Source organism: Thermomonas alba, from assembly GCF_022419205.1.
Classification (GTDB): Bacteria; Pseudomonadota; Gammaproteobacteria; order Xanthomonadales; family Xanthomonadaceae; genus Thermomonas; species Thermomonas alba.
In genome coordinates this window covers 135,734-155,584 of sequence record NZ_JAJOZU010000005.1, presented here as the reverse complement: position 1 = coordinate 155,584, position 19,851 = coordinate 135,734, and the positions used below count along the sequence as shown (strand labels likewise).

The following is a 19,851-nucleotide window of genomic DNA, read 5'->3' as shown; positions in this document are numbered from 1 at the left end:
AAGCCGAACGTCTGGAGGCCGAGCGTCTGGAGGCCGAGCGTCTGGAAGCCGAGCGCATCGCGGCGGCCCGCGCCGAAGCGGAGCGTCTGGAGGCCGAGCGCATCGCGGCGGCCCGCGCCGAAGCGGAGCGTCGCGAGGCGGAGCGGCTGGAGGCCGAGCGCGTCGCAGCCGCCAAGGCGCGCGAGTTGGCCGCGCTGGCAGCCCTGCAGGCCACCGCCGCGGCGGCGGAAGATCCGGACGAGGCGCTCGATACCCGCGAGCTCGATCTCGAGTTGGTGGACATTTTCGTGGAGGAGGCCGGCGATCTGCTCGACCATGCCGACGGTCTGCTCGTCCAGCTGCGCGAGACGCCGGAGGAGAACGCGCTGATCGTCGAGCTGCAGCGCGATCTGCATACCCTCAAAGGTGGCGCGCGCATGGCGGGCGTGATGGCGGCCGGCGAGCTCGGCCACGCCATGGAAACCCTGCTGGAAGCGGTTGCCGCCCAGCGGGTGGTACTGGGCGAAGCCGGAGTAAAGCTGCTGGAGCGCGGCTTCGATCGCCTGCACACCATGGTCACCCGCATCGCGGCGCGGCGTGCGATCGGCATGCCGCAAGCGCTGATCGAGGAGTTCAATGCGCGCGCCGAAAACCGCGCACCGGCAGTGCCGGCTGCAGAATCTCCTGCGCCTGCGCCTGCGCCTGCGGCGGAGCCGGCAGCGCCGGAAGCGCCGGAAGCGCCGGTGGCCAAGCCCGCACTCAAGCCACTGTCGGCGCCGATCCGCCCCGAAGGGGTGTTCGAAGACGACGAAATCGGCGTGCGCGCGCCGCAGGAGCAGGTGCGCATTCGCGCCGATCTGCTCGATCGCCTGGTCAACTACGCCGGCGAAGTGGCGATCTACCGCGCGCGTCTGGAGCAGCAGCTGGCGGCCTTCCGCGCCACCGCGCAGGAAATGGAGCAGACCAATACGCGACTGCGCGACCAGCTGCGGCGCCTGGATGCCGAAACCGAGGCGCAGATCATCGCGCGCTTCCAGCGCGAGCATGATGGCCGCGAGGAGTTCGATCCGCTGGAGCTCGACCGTTTCAGCACCCTGCAGCAGCTCTCGCGCGCGCTGGCCGAATCGGCTGCCGACCTGCAGAGCCTGCACGGGTCGATGGAGGAACTGACCCGCCAGTACGAAACCCTGTTGACCCAGCAGTCGCGGGTCAGCTCGGAACTGCAGGAAGGCCTCATGCGCACCCGCATGCTGCCGTTCGACTCGCTGGTGCCACGCCTGCGCCGGGTGATCCGTCAGGCCGCTGCCGAGACCGGCAAGCAGGCCCAGCTGCGGGTCGAGGGCGCGCATGGCGAGCTGGACCGCAACGTGCTCGAGCGCATGACCGCGCCGTTGGAGCACATGCTGCGCAATGCCATCGCGCATGGACTGGAGCTGCCCGAGGCGCGACGCGCAGCCGGCAAGCCCGAGGAAGGCAGCATTCGCATCGCGGTGCGGCGTGAAGGCGCGGAAGTGGTGCTGCAAGTCAGCGACGATGGCGCGGGCCTCAATCGCGCCGCGATCCGCGCGCGTGCGATCGAACGCGGGCTGATCGCGCCGGAGGCCGTGCTGTCGGAAGCCGAGCTCGATCAGTTGATCATGCAGCCGGGCTTCTCCACGGCCGAGACCGTGAGCCGCCTGGCCGGTCGCGGGGTCGGCATGGACGTGGTGGCCAGCGAAGTGCGCCAACTCGGCGGCACGATCGAGATCGCCTCGCAGCCGGGCGCTGGCACGACCTTTACCTTGCGCCTGCCGCAGACGCTGGCGGTGACCCAGGCGGTGTTCGTCAAGATCGGCGACACCGAGTACGCGGTGCCGATCGCGGCCGTGCGCGGCGTCGGCCGCATCGCGCGGGAGGAGCTGGCGCAGGCCGACGTCACCTATCGCTACGGCGGCGAAAACTACGCCCTGCACGATCTCGGCGTGCTCGTCGGCACGGCGCCGGCCAAGGCCGAAGGGCACCTGCAGATGCCGCTGCTGCTGGTCGGCTCGGGCGAACTGCGCGCGGCGGTGGCGGTCGATCAGGTGTTGGGCAGCCGCGAGATCGTGGTCAAGAACGCAGGCCCTCAGCTGGAGTCGATTCCGGGCATCTTCGGCGCCACCATCATGGGCGACGGCCGCGTGGTAGTGATTCTCGACGTGGCGCCGCTGATTCGTCGTCAGGCCGCGCGGGTCAAGAGCGAGCTTGGGCGCGCGGAGGCCGCCGCCCCGGCAGAAGTGCGGCGCGTGCCGCTGGTGATGGTGGTGGACGATTCGGTGACGATGCGCAAGGTCACTGGCCGCGTGTTGGAACGTCACGGGTTCGAGGTCGCCACCGCCAAGGATGGCCTGGATGCGCTCGAGCGCATGGCCGAGGTGGTGCCCGACCTGATGCTGCTGGATATCGAAATGCCGCGCATGGACGGCTACGAGCTGGCGAGCGCGATGCGCGCCGATGTGCGCCTGCGCAACGTCCCGATCATCATGATCACCTCGCGTACCGGCGAGAAGCATCGCCAGCGGGCAATGGACATCGGCGTGCAGCGCTATCTTGGCAAGCCGTACCAGGAGCCGGAGTTGATGCGCAATGTGTTCGAGCTGCTCAAGCTCGAGCCAGCGGGTGATGGACTGCTGCAATGAGCGGGCGGCGTGTGGTGGTGCTGGCGCGTGCGGGCGCCGCGCGCGAGCGCACCGAACAGGCGGTGCGGGCAGCGGGTGCCGAACTCGCGGCCAGTCTGGATCCTACCGAAGCGGATGAGGCGGCGGTGCTGGCGCGCGCGCCGCATGCATTGGTGGTCGTGCTGGATGCCGCCACCGAGAGCGTGCTGGAACGCTACGACGCATTGTTGGCGGATCCTGCGCTGGATGTGATATTCGACGATGCCGAGGTGGCCGCCAAACGCGACGGCTGGGAGGCCGCGCGCTGGGCCCGGCATCTGGCCGCCAAGCTCGAGGGGCATGACGACGTGCTGCCGGCCGCGCCAGAGCGCGGCTCTAGAGTCGGCTTCGAGGAGGAAATGCAGGCGCTCGCGCTGCAGGTGGCGGCGCTGCCCGAGGTACCGCAGGCGCCGGCACATGCTCCTGCATCACCCATCGGGGCGGTCGCGATCGTGGCCGGAATCGGCGGCCCAGACGCGGTCCGCCAGCTGCTGTCCACGCTGCCGTCGGGATTCCCGCGCCCGGTGCTGCTGCGTCAGAAACTCGAGGGTGGGCATTACGACAAGCTGCTGCGGCAAATGCAGCGCGCCACTTCGCTCCAGGTGGTGCTGGCCCAGCCGGGAGATCGGGTGGAGGCAGGCCACGTTTACATCATGCCGGACGGGGTGGATGTGGCGCGCACCGAGACTGGAATGGCGTTCGTCGCCGGTCGGGGCGAGCCGCATTTTTCTGGGTTGCCAGCTGCCGATAGCGCGCTGCTTTTGCTGAGCGGAGCAGATCCGTCGGCGGTGGACATTGGCCTGGCGCTGCGTCTGACAGGGGCGATGGTGTATGGTCAGGCGCCCGAGAACTGCTTCGATCCCTCTGCCAGCCGAACGCTGGTGACGCGCGGCGGCGAGTCGCGCAGTCTCGCCGAAATGTCCCGCGAACTTTTGCACCGCTGGTCCGCCTGAGGTAGCCCATGTCCTCCGAACTTGCACCGATCATCCGCGGCGTGCTGATCCAGGTCGCGCAGGCGCGCCTGCTGCTGCCGAACGCCACCATCGCCGAGGTGCTGTCGTTCGCCACTCCGGAGCCGGTGGAGAACGCGCCGGCCTGGTTGCTGGGGCGCATCCGCTGGCGCGGCTGGCAGTTGCCGCTGCTGTCGTTCTCGCGGTTTGCGGGTTTGGCCGAAGAGCAGGGCGGTCTTGGCAGCAAGGTGGTCGTGCTGAAGGCGCTGGGAGGGGATTCCCGGCGCCCCTATTTCGCGTTGCTGACGCAAGGCTTCCCGCGCCTGGTGACGGTGACCGAGGCCGCCTTGGCGCGGCTTGACGAGGTAGGCGAAGCGCTGCCGCCCGGTGTTCTGGCGCGGGTGCGTCTGAATGAAGACGAGGCAGTGGTGCCGGATCTGGAGGCGCTCGAGGAGACCCTGCGCGAGGCGCTGGCGGCCGCGGCCTGAGCGCCTACGCCGGATCCTGCTGCGATCGGGATTTCTGCCGGATTTCAGCCGAGATCCCCCGCCAGCGTCTGCAGCGCCGCGATCGCCGCCAGCCCGGCGGTTTCGGTGCGCAGCACCCGTGGTCCCAGACGCAGGCCGCTGAAGCCCGCGGCGTCGAGCTGCGCGCGGTCGCGCGGCGACCAGCCGCCTTCCGGCCCGATCGCCAGGGTGCAGGCCGCCAGCGGCGTCCCGCGCAGCGCGACCAGCGTGGCCTCGGCCTGCGGATCGAGCAGGAAGCCCTGGCCGTCCCGCCGCGTCGCGGCGCTGACCAGCGGCTGCGGCGGCAGTACCTCCGGCACCACCGCGCGCCCGCTCTGCGCGCAGGCCGATGCCACCACCTCGCGCCAGTGCGCCAGGCGCTTCTCGGCGCGCGCGGCGTCCAGCTTCACTTCGCTGCGCTCGCTGTCCACCGGCACGATCCTGGCCACGCCCAGCTCGGTGGCTTTCTGCAGGATGAAGTCCATCTTCTCGCCGCGGGCGATGCCCTGCAGCAGGGTGATCCGCAGCGGCGATTCGTTCGCCACCGGCCGCGCCGCGAGGATTTCGGCGCGCGCCTCGCGCTTGCCCGCGGTGAGCAGGCGGGCGTCGTAATCGTGCCCATCCCCGTTGAACAGCACGCAGGCGTCGCCCGGCTGCAGGCGCAGCACGCGCACCAGGTGGCCGGCGACGTCCTCGGGCAGGGTGATCTCGCTGCGGGCTGCGAGCGCCTGCGCGACGTAGCAGCGGGTCAGGCGCATCGCGCGGCCTCCTCGAGCGCGGCGGCGGTGGCCGCTTCCAGCACGTCCAGCTCACGATCGCCCACGCAATAGGGCGGCATCCAGTACAGCACGTCGCCCAGCGGGCGCAGCAGGGCGCCGGCCTCCAGCGCCGCGCGGTACATGCGCAGGCCGCGGCGGCCGGCGATCTCGACCGCGTGGCCGTCCTCGGCGTTGCCGCGCTCCGGGTGCAGTTCGATGGCGACCACCATCCCGGTCTGGCGCACCTCGGCCACCGCCGGATGCGCGGTGAAGCGGGCGGCGCGTTCGGCCATCTTCGCCGCGGTGCCGAGGTTGCGCGCCAGCACGTCGTCCTGCTGGAGGATGTCCAGCGAGGCCAGCGCCGCCGCGCAGGCCAGCGGATTGCCGCTGTAGCTGTGCGAGTGCAGGAAGGCGCGCTCGCGCGAGTCGTCGAGGAAGCCGTCGTAGATCGCCTGCGTGGCCAGCACCGCGCACAGCGGCAAAAAGCCGCCGGTCAGGCCCTTGGACAGGCACAACAGGTCGGGCTGGATGCCGCCGCCCGGCGCCTGTTCGCAGGCGAACAGGGTGCCGGTGCGGCCGAAGCCGGTGGCGATCTCGTCGGCGATCAGCAGCACGCCATGGGCATCGCACAGGTCGCGCACGCGGCGCAGGTAGGCGGGGTGGTGCATGCGCATCCCGCCCGCGCACTGCAGCAGCGGTTCCAGGATCAGCGCGCAGACCTCGCCCGGGTGCGCCTCCAGCAGCGCGGCCAGGGCATCCGCCGCGGCATGGGCGCGCGCCTCGGCGGCGGCGTCGCGCGCGCCAAATGCGTCGGGCGAGGGCGCGAACAGGGCTTCCAGCAGCAGCGGGGCGTACACACGCCGGTACAGCGGGATGTCGCCGACTGCCAGCGCGCCCAGGGTTTCGCCGTGGTAGCTGCCGGTCAGCGCGATGAAGCGGGTGCGCCGGTGCTCGCCGCGGTTGTGGAACCAGTGGAACGCCATCTTCAGCGCCACCTCGACCCCGGCCGAGCCGTTGTCGGCATAGAACACCTTCGCCAGCGGCGCGCGCCCGGCCTCGCGCGGGGCGACTGCCAGCAGGCGCTCGGCCAGCTCCACCGCAGGCGCGTGTGAGAAGCCGGCCAGGATGACCTGCTCCAACGTATGCGCCTGCCTGGCAATGGCGTCGGCGATGCGCGGCTCGGCGTGCCCGTGCAGGTTGGTCCACCAGCTGCTCACGCCGTCCAGCACGCGGCGGCCGTCCATGCCCATCAGCCAGGCGCCCTCGCCGCGCGCCACCGGGAACAGCGGCAGGGCCTGCGGGTGCTCGCGCATCTGGGTGCAGGGGTGCCAGAGCACCGCCAGGTCGCGCGCGCGCCAGTCATCGGCCGCGGCTATCATGGGGTCGTGAACGTCTTTCATTCCGCCATTATCGCCGCCGGAGCGGCCGCATGACCCGCCCGCTGCCCGTCATCCACGGCATCACCGAGCACGAGGCTGGCCCGTATCGGATGGAGCGTCTGGACCTGGAGTTCGCCAACGGCGAGCGTCGCCTGTATGAGCGCCTGCACGGCCGCGGCCACGGCGCGGTGGTGGTGGTGCCGCTGCTGGATGCCGACACGGTGCTGCTGGTGCGCGAGTACGCGGCCGGCGTGCACCGCTACGAGTTGGGGCTGGTGAAGGGGCGCATCGACGCGGGTGAAACGCCCGAGCAGGCGGCCAACCGCGAGCTGATGGAAGAGGCCGGCTACGGCGCGTACGACGTGCGCGTGCTGCGCAAGCTGAGCCTGGCGCCGACTTACATGAGCCACCAGACCCACCTGGTGCTGGCGCGCGACCTGTATCCGCAGCGGCTGCCCGGCGACGAGCCGGAGGAGCTGGAGGTGGTGCCGTGGAAGCTGGCCGACCTGGGCCAGCTGATCCTGCGCGAGGATTTCTCGGAAGGACGCAGCATCGCCGCGCTGTTCCTGGTGCGCGAATGGCTGGAGCAGCAGGCGCATGGATGAGGCGCTGCGCGAGGGTGTGATCGGCATCGCGCAGCGCGCGGCCGCCGCGATCCTGGCGGTGTACGAGGGCGAGTTCGCGGTGCAGCACAAGGACGACCGCTCGCCGCTGACCGCCGCCGACCTGGCCGCGCATCGCTGCATCGTCGAGGGGCTGCAGGCGCTCACCCCCAACATTCCGGTGCTGTCGGAGGAGTCGCGCGCGATCGACATCGCCGAGCGCCGCCGCTGGCGCCGGCTGTGGGTGGTCGATCCGCTGGACGGCACCCGCGAGTTCGTCAAGCGCAACGGCGAGTTCTGCATCAACATCGCGCTCGTCGAAGACGGCGTGGCGGTGTTCGGGCTGATCCAACAGCCGGTGACCGGCGCGTTGTGGCACGGCGCGCCCGGGCGCGGGGCGTTTCGCCGCGAGGACGCCGCCGACTGCCCAATCCACGCGCGCATTCCCGCCGCCGCGCCGCTGCGCATCGCCGCCAGCCGTTCGCACCGCGACGCGCGCACCCAGGCGCTGCTGGATGCATTGCCCGGCAGCGAGGTGGTCGGCTGTGGTTCGGCGCTGAAGTTCTGCCGGATCGCGGAGGGTGCGATCGACCTGTATCCGCGCTTCGGCCCGACCAGCGAGTGGGACACCGCCGCCGGCCAGGCCATCGTGGAGGCCGCCGGCGGCGCGGTGCTGGACGCGCGCGGCCGCCCGCTGCGCTACAACCAGCGCGACATTCTGATCAATGGCGACTTCATCGCCGTCGGCGATCCCGCCCTGCCTGCCCGCCTGCCCGCATGAACCCGCCAGCCGACGATCCCCGCGACATTCAGGCCCTGCTGACGATCATGGCGCGCCTGCGCGACCCCGACGGCGGCTGTCCGTGGGACCTCGCGCAGGACTTCGCCAGCATCGCCCCGTACACCATCGAGGAAGCCTACGAGGTCGTCGATGCCATCGACCGCGGCGACCTCGACGATCTCAAAGACGAGCTGGGCGACCTGCTGCTGCAGGTGGTGTTCCATGCGCGCATGGCCGAGGAAGCCGGCGCGTTTTCATTCGCGGACGTGGTGGCGGCGATCTGCGACAAGCTGGTGCGTCGGCATCCGCACGTGTTCGGTACCGCGCAGGCCGGCGACGCGGGCGCGGTGCTGCAGGGCTGGGAAGCCATCAAGCGCGCCGAGCGTGCGGCCAAGGGCGAGGCCGATGCCTCCGCGCTGGCCGGCATTTCGCGTGGCCTGCCGGAGTGGCTGCGCGCGGTGAAGCTGCAGCAGAAGGCGGCCAAGGTCGGCTTCGACTGGCCGGGCCCGGCGCCGGTGATCGCCAAGCTGCACGAGGAGATCGAGGAGGTGCGCGCGGAGTTCGACGCGCTCGCCGCCGATCCCGCCGATGCGGCCGCGCAGGACCGGCTGGAGGAGGAGCTCGGGGATGTGCTGTTCGTCTGCGCCAACCTCGCGCGGCATGCGCGGGTGGACGTGGGCGCCGCGCTGCGCCGGGCGAATGCCAAGTTCGAGCGCCGCTTCCGCGCGATGGAGGCGCTGGCCGCCGCCGACGGCGGGCTGGCGGGCAAGCCGCTGGAGGAGCAGGATCGCTACTGGGCGCTGGCGAAGACGGCGGAGAAGGAGGAGGCCAAGCGATGAGCGAACGGTTTTCGAGTTTCCGTGAGTTCTATCCGTTCTACCTGGGCGAGCACCGCAACCGCACCTGCCGGCGCCTGCACTTCGTCGGCAGCAGCCTGGCCATCGGCTGCGTGCTGCTGGCGATCCGACAGGCCGATCCCCGGTGGCTGCTGGCGGCGCTGGTCGCCGGCTACGCCTTCGCCTGGGTCGGGCATTTCTTCTTCGAGAAGAACCGTCCGGCCACGTTCCGCCACCCGCTGTATTCGTTCATGGGCGACTGGGTGATGTACAAGGACATCCTGACCGGCAGGATCCCGTTCTGAGCACCGGCCGCCGCGGGCGGCGGGCTCACTCCATGAAGATCAGCCAGGCCGCGCATACCACCAGCGCGAAGCCGGCCCAGTGGTTCCACTTCAGCGGCTGGCCCAGGTACCAGGTGGAGAACCCGGCGAACACCAGCAGGGTGATGACCTCCTGCATGCCCTTGAGCTGCGGCGCGCTGTACACCGCGCTGCCGATCCGGTTGGCGGGCACCATCAGCAGGTATTCGAAGAACGCGATGCCCCAGCTCACCAGGATGACCTTGGGCAAGGCGGTGGTGCGGTCCTTGAGGTGGCCGTACCAGGCATAGGTCATGAACAGGTTGGAGAACACCAGCAGCAGCGGGGTCAACAGGCGGGCGTAGGGCATGCGGTGGAGCATCGTCGGGTCGTGGGGCGTGCAGCATAGCGCCCATGCCTGCCCATCCGGCAGGTTCGATGCGACCAATGGCAGGGGTGAAAGGCGAGCTCGATCGGCAAAATCCGTGTCAACCGGTCGCCTCATGACGCGTTTCGTCGTAACCCTCTAGCCTGCAGATCTCACATGAGTCAGCCCCGCCGTCCCCGTCGTTCCCCGCTGCGCCGCGCCGGCATCGCCGCCATCGTCATTGCCGCTCTGGCCATAGGCTGGCACTACTGGCATAAGCGCGAGCAGGCGGCCGAAGGTGGCTACCGCACCGAGACCGTGCAGCGCGGCGATATCCGGGTGGTGATTTCCTCCACCGGCACCCTGAGCGCGATCACTACCGTCACCGTCGGCAGCCAGATCTCCGGCCTGGTGACCAAGGTACTGGTGGATTACAACGCGCCGGTGAAAAAAGGCCAGGTGCTGGCGGTGATCGACCCGTCCACCTACGAGGCGCAGATCCGCCAGGGCCAGGCCCAGATCGCCAGCGCCCGGGCCCAGCTGGCACAAGCGCAGGCGACCTTGCGCAACGCGACGCTGGACTACCAGCGCAAGGCAGATCTCGGCCGCCAGCGCCTGGTCGCGCAGAGTGACGTGGACCAGGCGCGCGCCGCGATGGAGCAGGCGCAGGCGCAGGTCCGCTCGGCCCAGGCTGCGATCCGCCAGCAGACCGCAGCCACCGAGACTACCCGGGTCAACCTGGAACGCACCGTGATCCGCTCCCCGGTGGACGGGGTGGTGCTGACCCGCAAGATCGAGCCGGGCCAGACCGTCGCCGCCAGCCTGCAGGCGCCGGAGTTGTTCACCATCGCCGAAGACCTGTCGAAAATGAAGATCGAGCTGGCGGTGGATGAATCCGACATTGGCCAGGTCAAGGTCGGGCAGACGGTCAGCTTCACCGCCGATGCCTTCCCCGACCGCCGCTTCCACGGCGTCGTCGACCAGGTGCGGCTGGCGGCCACCACGACCAACAACGTGGTCACCTATCCGGTGATCGTCACCGTGGACAACAGCGACGGCACCCTGCTGCCGGGGCTGACGGTGAATGCCGAGATCGAGGTCAGCAAGAAGTCCGGCGTGCTCAAGCTGGCCAATGCCGCGCTGCGCTTCAAGCCCAGCGACGGCTCGCCGCTTGCGGCCCTGCAGCCGCAGGGGCCGGGACAGGGCGGTGTTGGGGGAGGCCGCAGCATGCTGGAGGGCCTGCGCGCCACGGCCGCCGGGCTGGGCCTGAGCGCGCAGCAGCAGGCGGTGTTCGATGACGCGTTGGCGCAGCTGCAAAAACGGCAGGCCGAGCGCGCGGCGCAGTTCCGCCAGCAGGCGGCACAGGCGCCGCAGCAGGGCGGCAACCGTCTGTTCGGCGGCGGCATGCGGTTTGGCCCTACCGGCGGCGCAGGCCCGGATGCCAGCATGCAGGCGCAGATCCGCGCGCGCATGCGCGAGCGGCTCAATCAGCAGTTCGCGGCCTTCCGCGCCAGCCTGAGCGAGGCTCAGCGCGCGCAGTGGGATGCCGCGGTGGAGGCGCAGCTGAGCGCCAAGCGCGTCAGCGTGTACCGGCTGAGCAAGAGCGGTAAGCCGGAGCTGGTGAACATCCGCCTGGGCGTGAGCGACGGCAGCGCCACCGAAGTGATGGGCGACATCCGCGAGGGCGACAAGATCATCAGCGGCGAGCGCGCCGCGGGGGCGCCGTGATCGCCAACCCGCTCGTGCCGGTCATCGAGACCCGTCAGCTGAGCAAGGTCTATCTGGCCGGCACCGAAGCCGAGGTAGTGGCCCTGCGCGGCGCCGATCTAACCGTGCGCCGCGGCGAGTTCGTCGCGATCATGGGTCCATCCGGCTCCGGCAAGACCACGCTGATGAACCTGCTGGGCTGCCTGGATACGCCGACCTCCGGCACTTACCTGTGCGACGGCGAGGATGTCTCCACGCTCGATCCGGAGGCGCTGGCGCAGGTGCGCCTGCACAAGATCGGCTTCGTGTTCCAGCAGTTCAACCTGCTGCCGCGGATGACCGCACTGGAGAACGTGATGATGCCGTTGAGCTACGTGCGCATGCCGCTGCACGCGCGGCGCGAGCGCGCGCTGGCGATGCTCGAGGCGGTCGGCCTGGCGAGTCGCGCCGGACACAGGCCGACCGAGCTCTCCGGCGGCCAGCAGCAGCGGGTGGCGATCGCGCGTGCGCTCATCAACAACCCGCCGCTGCTGCTGGCGGACGAACCTACCGGCGCGCTGGACAGCAAGACCGGCGAGGAGATCCTGGCGCTGTTCAAGCGCCTGCGTGCCGATGGGCGCACCGTGGTGTTGATCACTCACGATGCGCATGTGGCCGAGCATGCCGATGCCATCTACGAAATCCATGACGGCATGCTTGGCGTGCGGCGTGCCGGGAGGATCGCATGAGGCCGTTGGACATTTTGCGTACCGCGCTGTTCGCCCTGCGCGGGAACTGGCTGCGCAGCGCGTTGACCTCGCTGGGCGTGATCATCGGCATCGCCGCGGTGATCGTGATGGTGTCGATCGGGCAAGGCACCCAGGCCGAGATCGACAAGCTGGTCTCGGGTCTCGGCTCGCAGCGGCTGGACATCTCGGGGGCCGGCGGCATCGGCCCGGGCGGGGCGCGGCTGGCGCAGGGCAGTCGCTGGAGCCTGAACGAAGGCGATGTGGAGGCGATCCGCAACGAGGTGCCGGAAGCACAGTACGTGGCCGGCTCACTGCGCGGCGGCACCCAGGTGGTGTTCGCCGAGAACAACGCCTCCACCCAGTGGCAGGGCGTGCAGCCCGACTGGTTTGCGATCAATGGCTGGGAGATCGCCAGCGGCGACGGCTTTCAGCCGAACGACTACGGTGGCGCCAGCAAGCCGGTGATCCTGGGCGAGACGGTGCGCCGCGAGCTGTTCGGCGACCAGGACGGGATCGGCCAGACCATCCGCCTCGGGCGGGTGCCGTTCACCGTGGTCGGCGTGCTCAAGCCCAAGGGCCAGGGCGGCTTCGGCCAGGACCAGGACGACATCGTGGTGGTGCCGCTGGAGACCGCGCGCCGCCGCCTGTCCACGTCGCAGGGCATGCCGCCGGGTGCGGTCCAGCAGATCTCGGTCGGGGTGGACGATGCCCGCAACCTCGACGTGGCGCAGTCCGAGATCGAGGCGCTGCTGCGCCAGCGGCACAAGATCCAGCCGGGCGCGGACGACGACTTCGTGGTGCGCAACATCAGCCAGATCGTGGCGACCCGCACCCAGACCACCAACCTGATGTCCAAGCTGCTGGGCGCGGTGGCCGGCATCTGCCTGGTGATCGGCGGCATCGGCATCATGAACATCATGCTGGTGTCGGTGACCGAGCGAATCCGCGAAATCGGCCTGCGGCTGGCGGTGGGCGCGGGCCCGCGCGACATCCGTGCGCAGTTCCTGGCCGAGGCGATGCTGATCTCGCTGATCGGCGGGGTGATCGGGATTGCGATCGGGATCGTTGGCGCGCTGATCGTTGGCAAGTTCAGCGAACTGCCGGTGCAGTTGAATGCGCAGGTGGTGGCGTTGGCGGCGGCGTTCTCGATCGCCACCGGGCTGTTCTTCGGCTACTACCCCGCCAGCAAGGCCTCGCGGCTGGATCCGATCGAGGCGCTGCGCTCGCAGTAGCCGGCCCCGGAGCGCCGGAGCGGTTCGGGGGCTTATGGCAGAATGGCGTTCCGCTTCGTCTGGCGCCTGGTTAGATGGCTGCTTCCCGCTGCGCTTGCCTGCTTAGGAATTGCACGCATGGCTGACCTGTATGGGCACTTCCCACGCGGGCCGGCCGGTGTCCTGCGTGCTGCCCGCTGGTCCCTGCTGGGGCTGCGCGCAGCCTGGCTGCACGAATCCTCGTTCCGGCTGGAAGTCTATCTGTTCCTGCTGCTGGGCCCGCTCGGCTGGTGGCTGGGGCAAACGCCAGTGGAGCGCGTGCTGCTGGTCGGTAGCTGCCTGCTGGTGCTGGCGATGGAGCTGATGAACTCCTCGATGGAGGCGGTGATCGAACGCTTCGGTCCGGAGCGTCATGAGCTGGCCGGCCGCGCCAAGGACATGGGCTCGGCTGCGGTGTTCGTGCTGATGATGAACGTGCTGCTGGTCTGGGGCACCCTGCTGCTGCCGCGCTGGCTGTGATGCCGTGTTCGCGGCGGAGTAATCGAGGAATGGAATGGATCTGAGCTTTTTGATTTCACCGGATGCCTGGCTGACATTGGTGACCCTGAGCGCGCTGGAGATCGTGCTGGGCATCGATAACCTGGTGTTCATTTCGATCGCCGTCAGCCGGCTGCCGGAAGCGCGCAAATCCCAGGCACGTAGGCTCGGCATCGCGGTGGCCTGTGTCACCCGCATCCTGCTGCTGGTGACATTGGCTTTCCTGGCGCGGATGTCGCAAGACCTGTTCCAGCTGTTCGGGCAGGGCATCTCGATCCGCGACCTGGTGCTGATCCTGGGAGGCGTCTTCCTGCTGGTGAAGGGCGTGCTGGAGATCCGTGACCTGATCACCGGCGGAGAGGACGAGGACCCGCGTACCACCAAGGCCTCGGCGGTGTTTGCGCTGGTGATCGCGCAGATCGCGGTGATCGATATCGTGTTTTCGCTGGACTCGGTGATCACCGCGGTAGGAATGGCGCGGCATATCCCGATCATGGTGGTGGCCATCCTGGTGGCGGTAGCCATCATGCTGCTGGCCGCCAACCCGCTCGGGCGCTTCATCGATGCCAACCCCACGATCAAGATGCTGGCGCTGGCCTTCATTCTGCTGGTCGGCGCCGTGCTGATCCTGGATGGTCTGGACGTGTATGTGCCGCGGGCCTACGTTTACTTCGCCATGGGCTTCTCGGCGCTGGTGGAGTGGCTGAACCTGCTGATGCGGCGCCGCGCCGCTTCCCACCGCATTCCGGGTGCGGGCGAGTGGTAGCGCGTCGCCCCACGATCCATTACCCAGGCCCCACATGCCATACCTGCATCAAATCGATCCCATCGCCCTCTCGCTCGGACCGCTGAAGGTTCACTGGTACGGGCTGATGTACCTGCTGGGCTTTGCCGTGGCCTGGCACTTGGGGCGCCGCCGGGTGCGCGCCGGGCGCCTGCCGGGGGTGGACGACAACGGTTTCTCCGACCTGATGTTCTACGCCATGCTCGGCGTGGTGGTCGGCGGCCGGGTCGGCTACATGCTGTTCTATGACCTGCCGGCGTTCCTGCACGATCCGTTGCTGCTGTTTCGGGTCTGGGAAGGTGGCATGAGTTTCCACGGCGGCCTGCTCGGCGTGCTCGCGGCGATCGCCTGGTGGTCGCACCGATACCGCATGCACTATTTCGATACGGTCGATTTCATCGCGCCGCTGGTGCCGGCCGGGCTCGGGTTCGGCCGCATCGGCAACTTCATCGGCGGCGAGCTGTGGGGCAAGCCCACGGATGGCACGATGTTCGAGCGCCTGGGCGTGATCTTCCCGCGCGCGCTGCCGGAGCCGTTCGCCTCGATGGATGCGGCCACCCTGCGCGCGCAGTACCAGGCCGGGCTGCTGGATGCGTTCGCGCGTCATCCCTCGCAGCTGTATCAGGCCGCCCTGGAAGGCCTGGTGATGTTCTGCGTGCTGGTGTGGTATTCGCGCCGGCCGCGCCCGCGCTATGCGGTTTCCGGCCTGTTCGCGCTGCTGTACGGCTGCTTCCGGTTTCTGGTCGAGTTCGTACGCGAGCCGGACCCCCAGCTGGGCTATCTCGCGTTCGGCTGGCTGACCATGGGGCAGCTGCTCAGCCTGCCGCTGATCCTGCTTGGCCTGTTCTGGCTGTGGAAGTCGCGTACGGCGCCGACCCTGATGCCGGCTGCGACCGATCCGGAGGGGGCGCGGTGAGGCAATATCTCGACCTGCTGCGGCACGTCCTGGAGCACGGGACCGACAGGGGCGACCGCACCGGCACCGGCACCCGCAGCGTGTTCGGCTGGCAGATGCGCTTCGATTTGCGCGAAGGCTTCCCGCTGGTCACCACCAAAAAGTTGCACCTGCGCTCGATCATCCACGAACTGCTGTGGTTCCTGCAGGGCAGCACCAACATCGCCTACCTGAAGGCCAACAGGGTCTCGATCTGGGACGAGTGGGCGGATGCGGACGGCGAGCTGGGGCCGATCTATGGCAAGCAGTGGCGCAGCTGGGAGGGCGCCGACGGGCGGACCTTCGATCAAATCCGCTGGGTGCTGGAGGAGATCCGGCGCAACCCGGAATCGCGCCGCCTGATCGTCTCCGCCTGGAACGTGGCCGACCTGCCGAAGATGGCGCTGCAGCCTTGTCACACCCTGTTCCAGTTCTACGTGGCGGACGGCCGCCTGAGTTGCCAACTCTACCAGCGCAGCGGCGACATCTTCCTCGGCGTGCCGTTCAACATCGCCAGCTACGCGCTGCTGACCCACATGGTGGCGCAGGTATGCGGGTTGGGGGTGGGCGATTTCGTGCACACCCTCGGTGATGCGCATTTGTATGCCAACCACTTCGATCAAGCGCGCGAGCAGCTGACGCGCACGCCGCGGCCGCTGCCGGTGTTGAAGCTCAACCCGCAGGTGCGCGACCTCCTCGATTTTCGTTACGAGGACATCGCGATCGAAGGCTACGACCCGTGGCCAGCGATCAAGGCGCCGGTGGCGGTGTGAGCCGACGATGCCGGATCCCGCCATGCGCATCTCCCTGATCGCCGCGCTGGATCGCAACCGGGCCATCGGCCGCGGCAACGCCTTGCCCTGGCATTTGCCGGACGATCTCAAGCGGTTCAAGGCGCTCACCCTGGGCAAGCCGGTGCTGATGGGGCGACACACTGCCGAGTCGCTGGGGCGGCCGCTGCCGGGGCGGCGCAACCTGGTGCTCACTCGCGGCGGGCAGGCGCCCTGCCCCGGCATGCAGGCGGTGGCCTCGCTGGAGCAGGCGCTCGCCCTGGTCGTCAGCGAGGGTGGCGGGGAACTGTGCGTGATCGGCGGGGGGCAGGTGTACGCGCTGGCGCTACCACAGGCCACCCATCTGCATCTCACCCATGTGGAGACGGTGGTGGAGGGCGCGGATGCGTTCTTCCCGCCGCTTCCGCCCGGGCGCTGGCGGGAGGTCAGGCGCGTCCTGCATCCGGTCGATGCCAAGCATCCGCTGGCCTTCTCCTTCGTGGACTATGTGCTGGCGGCGGTGTGAGTGGCATCCGCGGCCGGTCGCGGCTTGGGGCGCCGTAAAAAAATCTCGGCGATTGTGTTGACATGGGGATACATGGCGGCAACAATAGCGAGCTCTTTGAGGGGCTTTGTTGCTCCACATAGAGGTTGTCTGGAGGGATACCCAAGCGGCCAACGGGGGCAGACTGTAAATCTGCTGGCTTACGCCTTCGGTGGTTCGAATCCACCTCCCTCCACCAGCTTAAAATCACCGGTCTCACCAGCCAGTGATGATGTAACAAGGCAGGGCTCCCGTGCGGGAGTAGTTCAATGGTAGAACTGTAGCCTTCCAAGCTACTAGCGCGGGTTCGATTCCCGTCTCCCGCTCCACCATTGTGCGGCCCTGCTGCAAAACTTGCTCACGTAGCTCAGTCGGTAGAGCACCTCCTTGGTAAGGAGGAGGTCGATGGTTCGATTCCATTCGTGAGCACCACATTTGTAACCTCACGCCTGTCGCGGCAGGCAAACCCAACGAGACGCAGTCATGGCAAAGGGTAAGTTCGAGCGCACCAAGCCCCACGTGAACGTGGGGACGATTGGCCACGTGGATCACGGCAAGACGACGCTGACGGCGGCGCTGACGAAGATTGGCGCGGAGCGTTTCGGCGGTGAGTTCAAGGCGTACGATCAGATTGACGCGGCGCCGGAGGAGAAGGCGCGCGGCATTACGATTTCGACGGCGCACGTGGAGTACGAGAGCCCGACGCGTCACTATGCGCACGTGGACTGCCCTGGGCATGCCGACTACGTGAAGAACATGATCACGGGTGCGGCGCAGATGGACGGTGCGATTTTGGTGTGCTCGGCGGCGGACGGTCCGATGCCGCAGACGCGTGAGCACATTTTGCTGGCGCGGCAGGTGGGCGTGCCGTACATCGTGGTCTACCTGAACAAGGCGGACATGGTGGACGATCCTGAGCTGCTGGAGCTGGTGGAGATGGAGGTGCGCGACCTGCTCTCCAAGTACGACTTCCCGGGCGATGAGACGCCGATCATCAAGGGTTCGGCGCTGAAGGCGCTGGAGGGGGATCAGTCGGAGATCGGCGTGCCGTCGATCATCAAGCTGGTGGAGGCGCTGGACAGCTGGATTCCGCTGCCGGAGCGTGCGATCGACAAGCCGTTCCTGATGCCGGTGGAGGATGTGTTCTCGATTTCGGGTCGCGGCACGGTGGTGACGGGTCGAATCGAGCGCGGCACGATCAAGGTGGGTGACGAAGTCGAGATCGTGGGCATTCGTCCGACCCAGAAGACGACGGTGACGGGCGTTGAGATGTTCCGCAAGCTGCTGGATCAGGGGCAGGCGGGCGACAACGCGGGTCTGCTGCTGCGCGGCACCAAGCGTGACGAGGTGGAGCGCGGGCAGGTGCTGGCGAAGCCTGGCACGATCACGCCGCACACGGAGTTCGAGGCGGAGGTGTACGTGCTGTCGAAGGACGAGGGTGGTCGCCACACGCCGTTCTTCAAGGGGTATCGTCCGCAGTTCTATTTCCGCACGACGGACATTACGGGAGCGGTGGAGCTGCCGGAGGGTGTGGAGATGGTGATGCCGGGCGACAATGTGAAGCTGAAGGTGACGCTGATCAACCCGGTGGCGATGGACGAAGGTCTGCGCTTTGCGATCCGTGAGGGCGGTCGCACCGTCGGCGCCGGCGTGGTGTCCAAGATCATCAAGTAAGCCCCTGCGTTTCCCCCGTTCTCGCCTGCGGGAACGGGTCGGGGTGAAAGGCAGGCGGCGCAAGCCGCCGTTGCCTTTTTCGGGAATAGTGCGGTTCATACGCCAGTAGCTCAATTGGCAGAGCAGCGGTCTCCAAAACCGCAGGTTGGGGGTTCGAGTCCCTCCTGGCGTGCCATTTCGAAATACCCCAACTCAAAGAGAGTCGCGCCTTGACCAGCAACTCGCTGCCTCATCAATCCGCAGCTTCCGCGGACATCGTCAAGTACGTATTGGCTGCGCTGCTGGTGGCGGTGGGCGTCTTTGTCTATTACTGGTTCGATGATGCGCTGCCGGGTGCGGTCCGGGCGTTGGTCGTGGCCATCGCGCTGGCGCTGGGTGGATGGGTCTTTTTGCTCAGCAGTGCCGGCAGCCGTGTCCGCGAGTTCCTGGCCGAGTCCCGCTTCGAGCTGCGCAAGGTGGTCTGGCCGACTCGCCAGGAGGCGACCCGGACGATGTGGGTCGTGGTGATTGCAGTCGTTGCCATTAGCCTGATCCTGGCGGCCTTCGACTGGATCATCCAGCTCGCCGTCAAGACGCTGCTTGGTTCCTGATGGAGAATGCCGTGAGCAATAGCGAAGTCCAGAAGCGCTGGTACGTGGTGCATGCCTATTCCGGCTTTGAGAAGTCGGTGGCCCAGGCGCTGCGTGACCGGATCGCGCGGATGGGCATGCAGGACCGCTTCGGCGAGGTGCTGGTGCCGACCGAGGAGGTCGTGGAGATGCGCGCTGGGCAGAAGCGGCGTTCCGAGCGCAAGTTCTTCCCGGGCTACGTCCTGGTGCAGATTGCCACCCACGTGGAGGATGGCATTCCGCGCATCGACAACGAGTCCTGGCACCTGGTCAAGGAAACGCCCAGGGTCATGGGGTTTATCGGAGGCACTGCTGATCGTCCGTTGCCGATCAGTGACCAGGAGGCGGATGCCATCCTCCAGCGCGTGCAGGATGGCGTCGAGAAGCCAAAGCCGAAGGTGCTGTTCGAGCCAGGTCAGATGGTGCGGGTGGTGGATGGCCCGTTCAACGACTTCAACGGCGTGGTCGAGGAAATCAACTACGAAAAGAACCGCCTGCGGGTGGCGGTCCTGATCTTCGGTCGCTCCACCCCGGTCGAGCTGGAGTTCGGGCAGGTCGAAAAGATCTGAACTGGACGCTGCATCCGCGATGCTGCTATACTCACCAGCTCCCTTTAGGAGGTGAGCAGGTCTCTTGCTGAGCAGCGGCCGCCCTTCTGTGGCCGATGTCGGCAGGAAGGTTTTCTACTTTCTACGCACGTGATGCCGGGGCGCGCGTGGGATGGATGAATGTTCCCGGCCCGATGGGGAGCCTGCGCGCAGGCGTTTGCACCCGGAGACTTTACGAAAATGGCAAAGAAAGTTGTCGGCTATATCAAGCTGCAGGTCAAGGCCGGGCAGGCCAATCCCAGTCCGCCGGTCGGTCCTGCGCTCGGTCAGCGCGGTCTGAACATCATGGAGTTCTGCAAGGCGTTCAATGCCGCGACCTCCAAGCTCGAGCCGGGTCTGCCGATTCCGGTGGTGATCACGGCCTATTCCGACCGCACCTTCACCTTCGTTACCAAGACTCCGCCGGCCTCGATTCTGCTGAAGAAGGCGGCTGGCATCACGTCTGGCTCCAAGCGCCCGAACACCGAGAAGGTGGGCAAGGTGACCCGCAAGCAGCTCGAGGAAATCGCCAAGACGAAGGAGCCCGATCTGACCGCGGCTGATCTGGAGGCGGCGGTGCGGACGATCGCGGGCTCGGCCCGTTCCATGGGTCTGGTGGTGGAGGGTTGAGA

At 68.1% G+C, this 19,851-nt stretch carries 22 protein-coding genes and 4 tRNA genes; 23 read left to right on the top strand and 3 right to left on the bottom strand.

The window, feature by feature from the left end:
• The 3 genes from ML342_RS09385 to ML342_RS09375 all read left to right on the top strand — a co-directional run.
• Positions 1–2,636: response regulator (locus ML342_RS09385; protein WP_240126789.1), on the top strand; the 2,636-nt coding region annotated here is incomplete at its 5' end.
• Positions 2,633–3,607 (top strand): chemotaxis protein CheB, encoded by a 975-nt coding sequence (locus tag ML342_RS09380; RefSeq protein ID WP_240126788.1) that lies wholly within the window; start codon positions 2,633–2,635, stop codon positions 3,605–3,607. The genes ML342_RS09385 and ML342_RS09380, both read left to right, overlap by 4 nt.
• An 8-nt stretch (positions 3,608–3,615) precedes the next feature.
• Positions 3,616–4,092, top strand: coding sequence for a chemotaxis protein CheW (locus ML342_RS09375; RefSeq protein WP_240126787.1), 477 nt, complete (start codon positions 3,616–3,618; stop codon positions 4,090–4,092).
• A 44-nt stretch (positions 4,093–4,136) separates the two neighbouring features.
• On the opposite strand, the gene ML342_RS09370 is transcribed toward ML342_RS09375, so the two are convergent.
• Both ML342_RS09370 and ML342_RS09365 read right to left on the bottom strand, forming a co-directional pair.
• Complete coding sequence (locus tag ML342_RS09370) at positions 4,137–4,868, bottom strand: 16S rRNA (uracil(1498)-N(3))-methyltransferase (protein ID WP_240126786.1); 732 nt, start codon at positions 4,866–4,868, stop codon at positions 4,137–4,139.
• Complete coding sequence (locus ML342_RS09365; protein WP_240126785.1) at positions 4,859–6,268, bottom strand: adenosylmethionine--8-amino-7-oxononanoate transaminase; 1,410 nt, start codon at positions 6,266–6,268, stop codon at positions 4,859–4,861. Before ML342_RS09365 ends, ML342_RS09370 begins: the two co-directional genes overlap by 10 nt.
• Positions 6,269–6,297: 29 nt before the next feature.
• Here ML342_RS09365 and nudE point away from each other — a divergent pair, with 29 nt between their 5' ends.
• Genes nudE through ML342_RS09345 form a run of 4 tightly spaced genes read left to right on the top strand, consistent with a single transcriptional unit; the run spans position 6,298 to position 8,771 of the window.
• Positions 6,298–6,852, top strand: coding sequence for an ADP compounds hydrolase NudE (gene nudE / locus ML342_RS09360; RefSeq protein ID WP_240126784.1), 555 nt, complete (start codon positions 6,298–6,300; stop codon positions 6,850–6,852).
• On the top strand, positions 6,845–7,630 hold the full coding sequence (gene cysQ, locus ML342_RS09355) for a 3'(2'),5'-bisphosphate nucleotidase CysQ (RefSeq protein ID WP_240126783.1): 786 nt from the start codon (positions 6,845–6,847) through the stop codon (positions 7,628–7,630). The genes nudE and cysQ overlap by 8 nt, the downstream gene beginning before the upstream one ends.
• Positions 7,627–8,469, top strand: coding sequence for a nucleoside triphosphate pyrophosphohydrolase (gene mazG, locus ML342_RS09350; protein ID WP_240126782.1), 843 nt, complete (start codon positions 7,627–7,629; stop codon positions 8,467–8,469). Before cysQ ends, mazG begins: the two co-directional genes overlap by 4 nt.
• Positions 8,466–8,771 (top strand): Mpo1-like protein, encoded by a 306-nt coding sequence (locus ML342_RS09345; protein WP_240126781.1) that lies wholly within the window; start codon positions 8,466–8,468, stop codon positions 8,769–8,771. The genes mazG and ML342_RS09345 overlap by 4 nt, the downstream gene beginning before the upstream one ends.
• A 25-nt stretch (positions 8,772–8,796) precedes the next feature.
• On the opposite strand, the gene ML342_RS09340 is transcribed toward ML342_RS09345, so the two are convergent.
• The gene (locus ML342_RS09340; protein WP_240126780.1) at positions 8,797–9,138 is read right to left on the bottom strand and encodes a DMT family protein; all 342 of its coding nucleotides are present in this window, start codon (positions 9,136–9,138) and stop codon (positions 8,797–8,799) included.
• 174 nt (positions 9,139–9,312) lie between these two features.
• On the opposite strand from ML342_RS09340, the gene ML342_RS09335 reads away from it, so the two are divergent.
• From ML342_RS09335 to rplK, 16 genes are all read left to right on the top strand, one after another.
• On the top strand, positions 9,313–10,863 hold the full coding sequence (locus tag ML342_RS09335; protein ID WP_240126779.1) for an efflux RND transporter periplasmic adaptor subunit: 1,551 nt from the start codon (positions 9,313–9,315) through the stop codon (positions 10,861–10,863).
• The gene (locus tag ML342_RS09330; RefSeq protein ID WP_240126778.1) at positions 10,860–11,570 is read left to right on the top strand and encodes an ABC transporter ATP-binding protein; all 711 of its coding nucleotides are present in this window, start codon (positions 10,860–10,862) and stop codon (positions 11,568–11,570) included. Before ML342_RS09335 ends, ML342_RS09330 begins: the two co-directional genes overlap by 4 nt.
• A complete protein-coding gene (locus ML342_RS09325; protein ID WP_240126777.1) occupies positions 11,567–12,802 on the top strand; it encodes an ABC transporter permease in 1,236 nt (411 codons plus the stop codon). Before ML342_RS09330 ends, ML342_RS09325 begins: the two co-directional genes overlap by 4 nt.
• 117 nt (positions 12,803–12,919) lie before the next feature.
• On the top strand, positions 12,920–13,300 hold the full coding sequence (locus tag ML342_RS09320) for a diacylglycerol kinase (RefSeq protein ID WP_240126776.1): 381 nt from the start codon (positions 12,920–12,922) through the stop codon (positions 13,298–13,300).
• 34 nt (positions 13,301–13,334) lie between these two features.
• Complete coding sequence (locus ML342_RS09315) at positions 13,335–14,084, top strand: TerC family protein (protein WP_240126775.1); 750 nt, start codon at positions 13,335–13,337, stop codon at positions 14,082–14,084.
• 34 nt (positions 14,085–14,118) lie between these two features.
• Positions 14,119–15,018 (top strand): prolipoprotein diacylglyceryl transferase, encoded by a 900-nt coding sequence (gene lgt / locus ML342_RS09310; RefSeq protein WP_240126774.1) that lies wholly within the window; start codon positions 14,119–14,121, stop codon positions 15,016–15,018.
• Positions 15,015–15,809: a thymidylate synthase gene (locus ML342_RS09305; RefSeq protein WP_240126773.1), complete on the top strand. Its 795-nt coding sequence runs from the start codon at positions 15,015–15,017 to the stop codon at positions 15,807–15,809. The genes lgt and ML342_RS09305 overlap by 4 nt, the downstream gene beginning before the upstream one ends.
• Before the next feature lie 22 nt (positions 15,810–15,831).
• Entirely contained in the window at positions 15,832–16,332 is a 501-nt protein-coding gene (locus ML342_RS09300; RefSeq protein WP_240126772.1) for a dihydrofolate reductase, read from the top strand.
• Between the two features lie 131 nt (positions 16,333–16,463).
• A tRNA-Tyr gene (locus ML342_RS09295) sits at positions 16,464–16,549 on the top strand.
• Positions 16,550–16,605: 56 nt separating this feature from the next.
• Positions 16,606–16,679, top strand: a tRNA-Gly gene (locus tag ML342_RS09290).
• Positions 16,680–16,706: 27 nt separating this feature from the next.
• A tRNA-Thr gene (locus ML342_RS09285) sits at positions 16,707–16,782 on the top strand.
• 51 nt (positions 16,783–16,833) lie between these two features.
• Positions 16,834–18,024, top strand: a complete 1,191-nt coding sequence (tuf, locus tag ML342_RS09280) for an elongation factor Tu (protein ID WP_240126761.1) — start codon at positions 16,834–16,836, stop codon at positions 18,022–18,024.
• Between the two features lie 99 nt (positions 18,025–18,123).
• Positions 18,124–18,199 (top strand) — tRNA-Trp (locus ML342_RS09275).
• 34 nt (positions 18,200–18,233) lie between these two features.
• Positions 18,234–18,614 (top strand): preprotein translocase subunit SecE, encoded by a 381-nt coding sequence (gene secE, locus ML342_RS09270; RefSeq protein WP_240126771.1) that lies wholly within the window; start codon positions 18,234–18,236, stop codon positions 18,612–18,614.
• 11 nt (positions 18,615–18,625) lie between these two features.
• Positions 18,626–19,201 carry a transcription termination/antitermination protein NusG gene (gene nusG / locus ML342_RS09265; protein ID WP_240126770.1) on the top strand — a complete coding sequence of 192 codons (576 nt, stop codon included), beginning with the start codon at positions 18,626–18,628 and terminating at the stop codon, positions 19,199–19,201.
• Between the two features lie 219 nt (positions 19,202–19,420).
• A complete protein-coding gene (gene rplK / locus ML342_RS09260; protein WP_240126769.1) occupies positions 19,421–19,849 on the top strand; it encodes a 50S ribosomal protein L11 in 429 nt (142 codons plus the stop codon).
• Positions 19,850–19,851 lie beyond the last annotated feature (2 nt).

What these genes read in the sequence shown, in the direction of transcription:
- ML342_RS09380 (WP_240126788.1), top strand. Translation starts at nt 2,633, where the DNA reads ATGAGCGGGCGGCGTGTGGTGGTGCTGGCGCGTGCGGGCGCCGCGCGC.
- ML342_RS09375 (WP_240126787.1), top strand. Translation starts at nt 3,616, where the DNA reads ATGTCCTCCGAACTTGCACCGATCATCCGCGGCGTGCTGATCCAGGTC.
- ML342_RS09370 (WP_240126786.1), bottom strand. Translation starts at nt 4,868, where the DNA reads ATGCGCCTGACCCGCTGCTACGTCGCGCAGGCGCTCGCAGCCCGCAGC.
- ML342_RS09365 (WP_240126785.1), bottom strand. Translation starts at nt 6,268, where the DNA reads ATGAAAGACGTTCACGACCCCATGATAGCCGCGGCCGATGACTGGCGC.
- nudE (WP_240126784.1), top strand. Translation starts at nt 6,298, where the DNA reads ATGACCCGCCCGCTGCCCGTCATCCACGGCATCACCGAGCACGAGGCT.
- cysQ (WP_240126783.1), top strand. Translation starts at nt 6,845, where the DNA reads ATGGATGAGGCGCTGCGCGAGGGTGTGATCGGCATCGCGCAGCGCGCG.
- mazG (WP_240126782.1), top strand. Translation starts at nt 7,627, where the DNA reads ATGAACCCGCCAGCCGACGATCCCCGCGACATTCAGGCCCTGCTGACG.
- ML342_RS09345 (WP_240126781.1), top strand. Translation starts at nt 8,466, where the DNA reads ATGAGCGAACGGTTTTCGAGTTTCCGTGAGTTCTATCCGTTCTACCTG.
- ML342_RS09340 (WP_240126780.1), bottom strand. Translation starts at nt 9,138, where the DNA reads ATGCCCTACGCCCGCCTGTTGACCCCGCTGCTGCTGGTGTTCTCCAAC.
- ML342_RS09335 (WP_240126779.1), top strand. Translation starts at nt 9,313, where the DNA reads ATGAGTCAGCCCCGCCGTCCCCGTCGTTCCCCGCTGCGCCGCGCCGGC.
- ML342_RS09325 (WP_240126777.1), top strand. Translation starts at nt 11,567, where the DNA reads ATGAGGCCGTTGGACATTTTGCGTACCGCGCTGTTCGCCCTGCGCGGG.
- ML342_RS09320 (WP_240126776.1), top strand. Translation starts at nt 12,920, where the DNA reads ATGGCTGACCTGTATGGGCACTTCCCACGCGGGCCGGCCGGTGTCCTG.
- ML342_RS09315 (WP_240126775.1), top strand. Translation starts at nt 13,335, where the DNA reads ATGGATCTGAGCTTTTTGATTTCACCGGATGCCTGGCTGACATTGGTG.
- lgt (WP_240126774.1), top strand. Translation starts at nt 14,119, where the DNA reads ATGCCATACCTGCATCAAATCGATCCCATCGCCCTCTCGCTCGGACCG.
- ML342_RS09300 (WP_240126772.1), top strand. Translation starts at nt 15,832, where the DNA reads ATGCGCATCTCCCTGATCGCCGCGCTGGATCGCAACCGGGCCATCGGC.
- tuf (WP_240126761.1), top strand. Translation starts at nt 16,834, where the DNA reads ATGGCAAAGGGTAAGTTCGAGCGCACCAAGCCCCACGTGAACGTGGGG.
- rplK (WP_240126769.1), top strand. Translation starts at nt 19,421, where the DNA reads ATGGCAAAGAAAGTTGTCGGCTATATCAAGCTGCAGGTCAAGGCCGGG.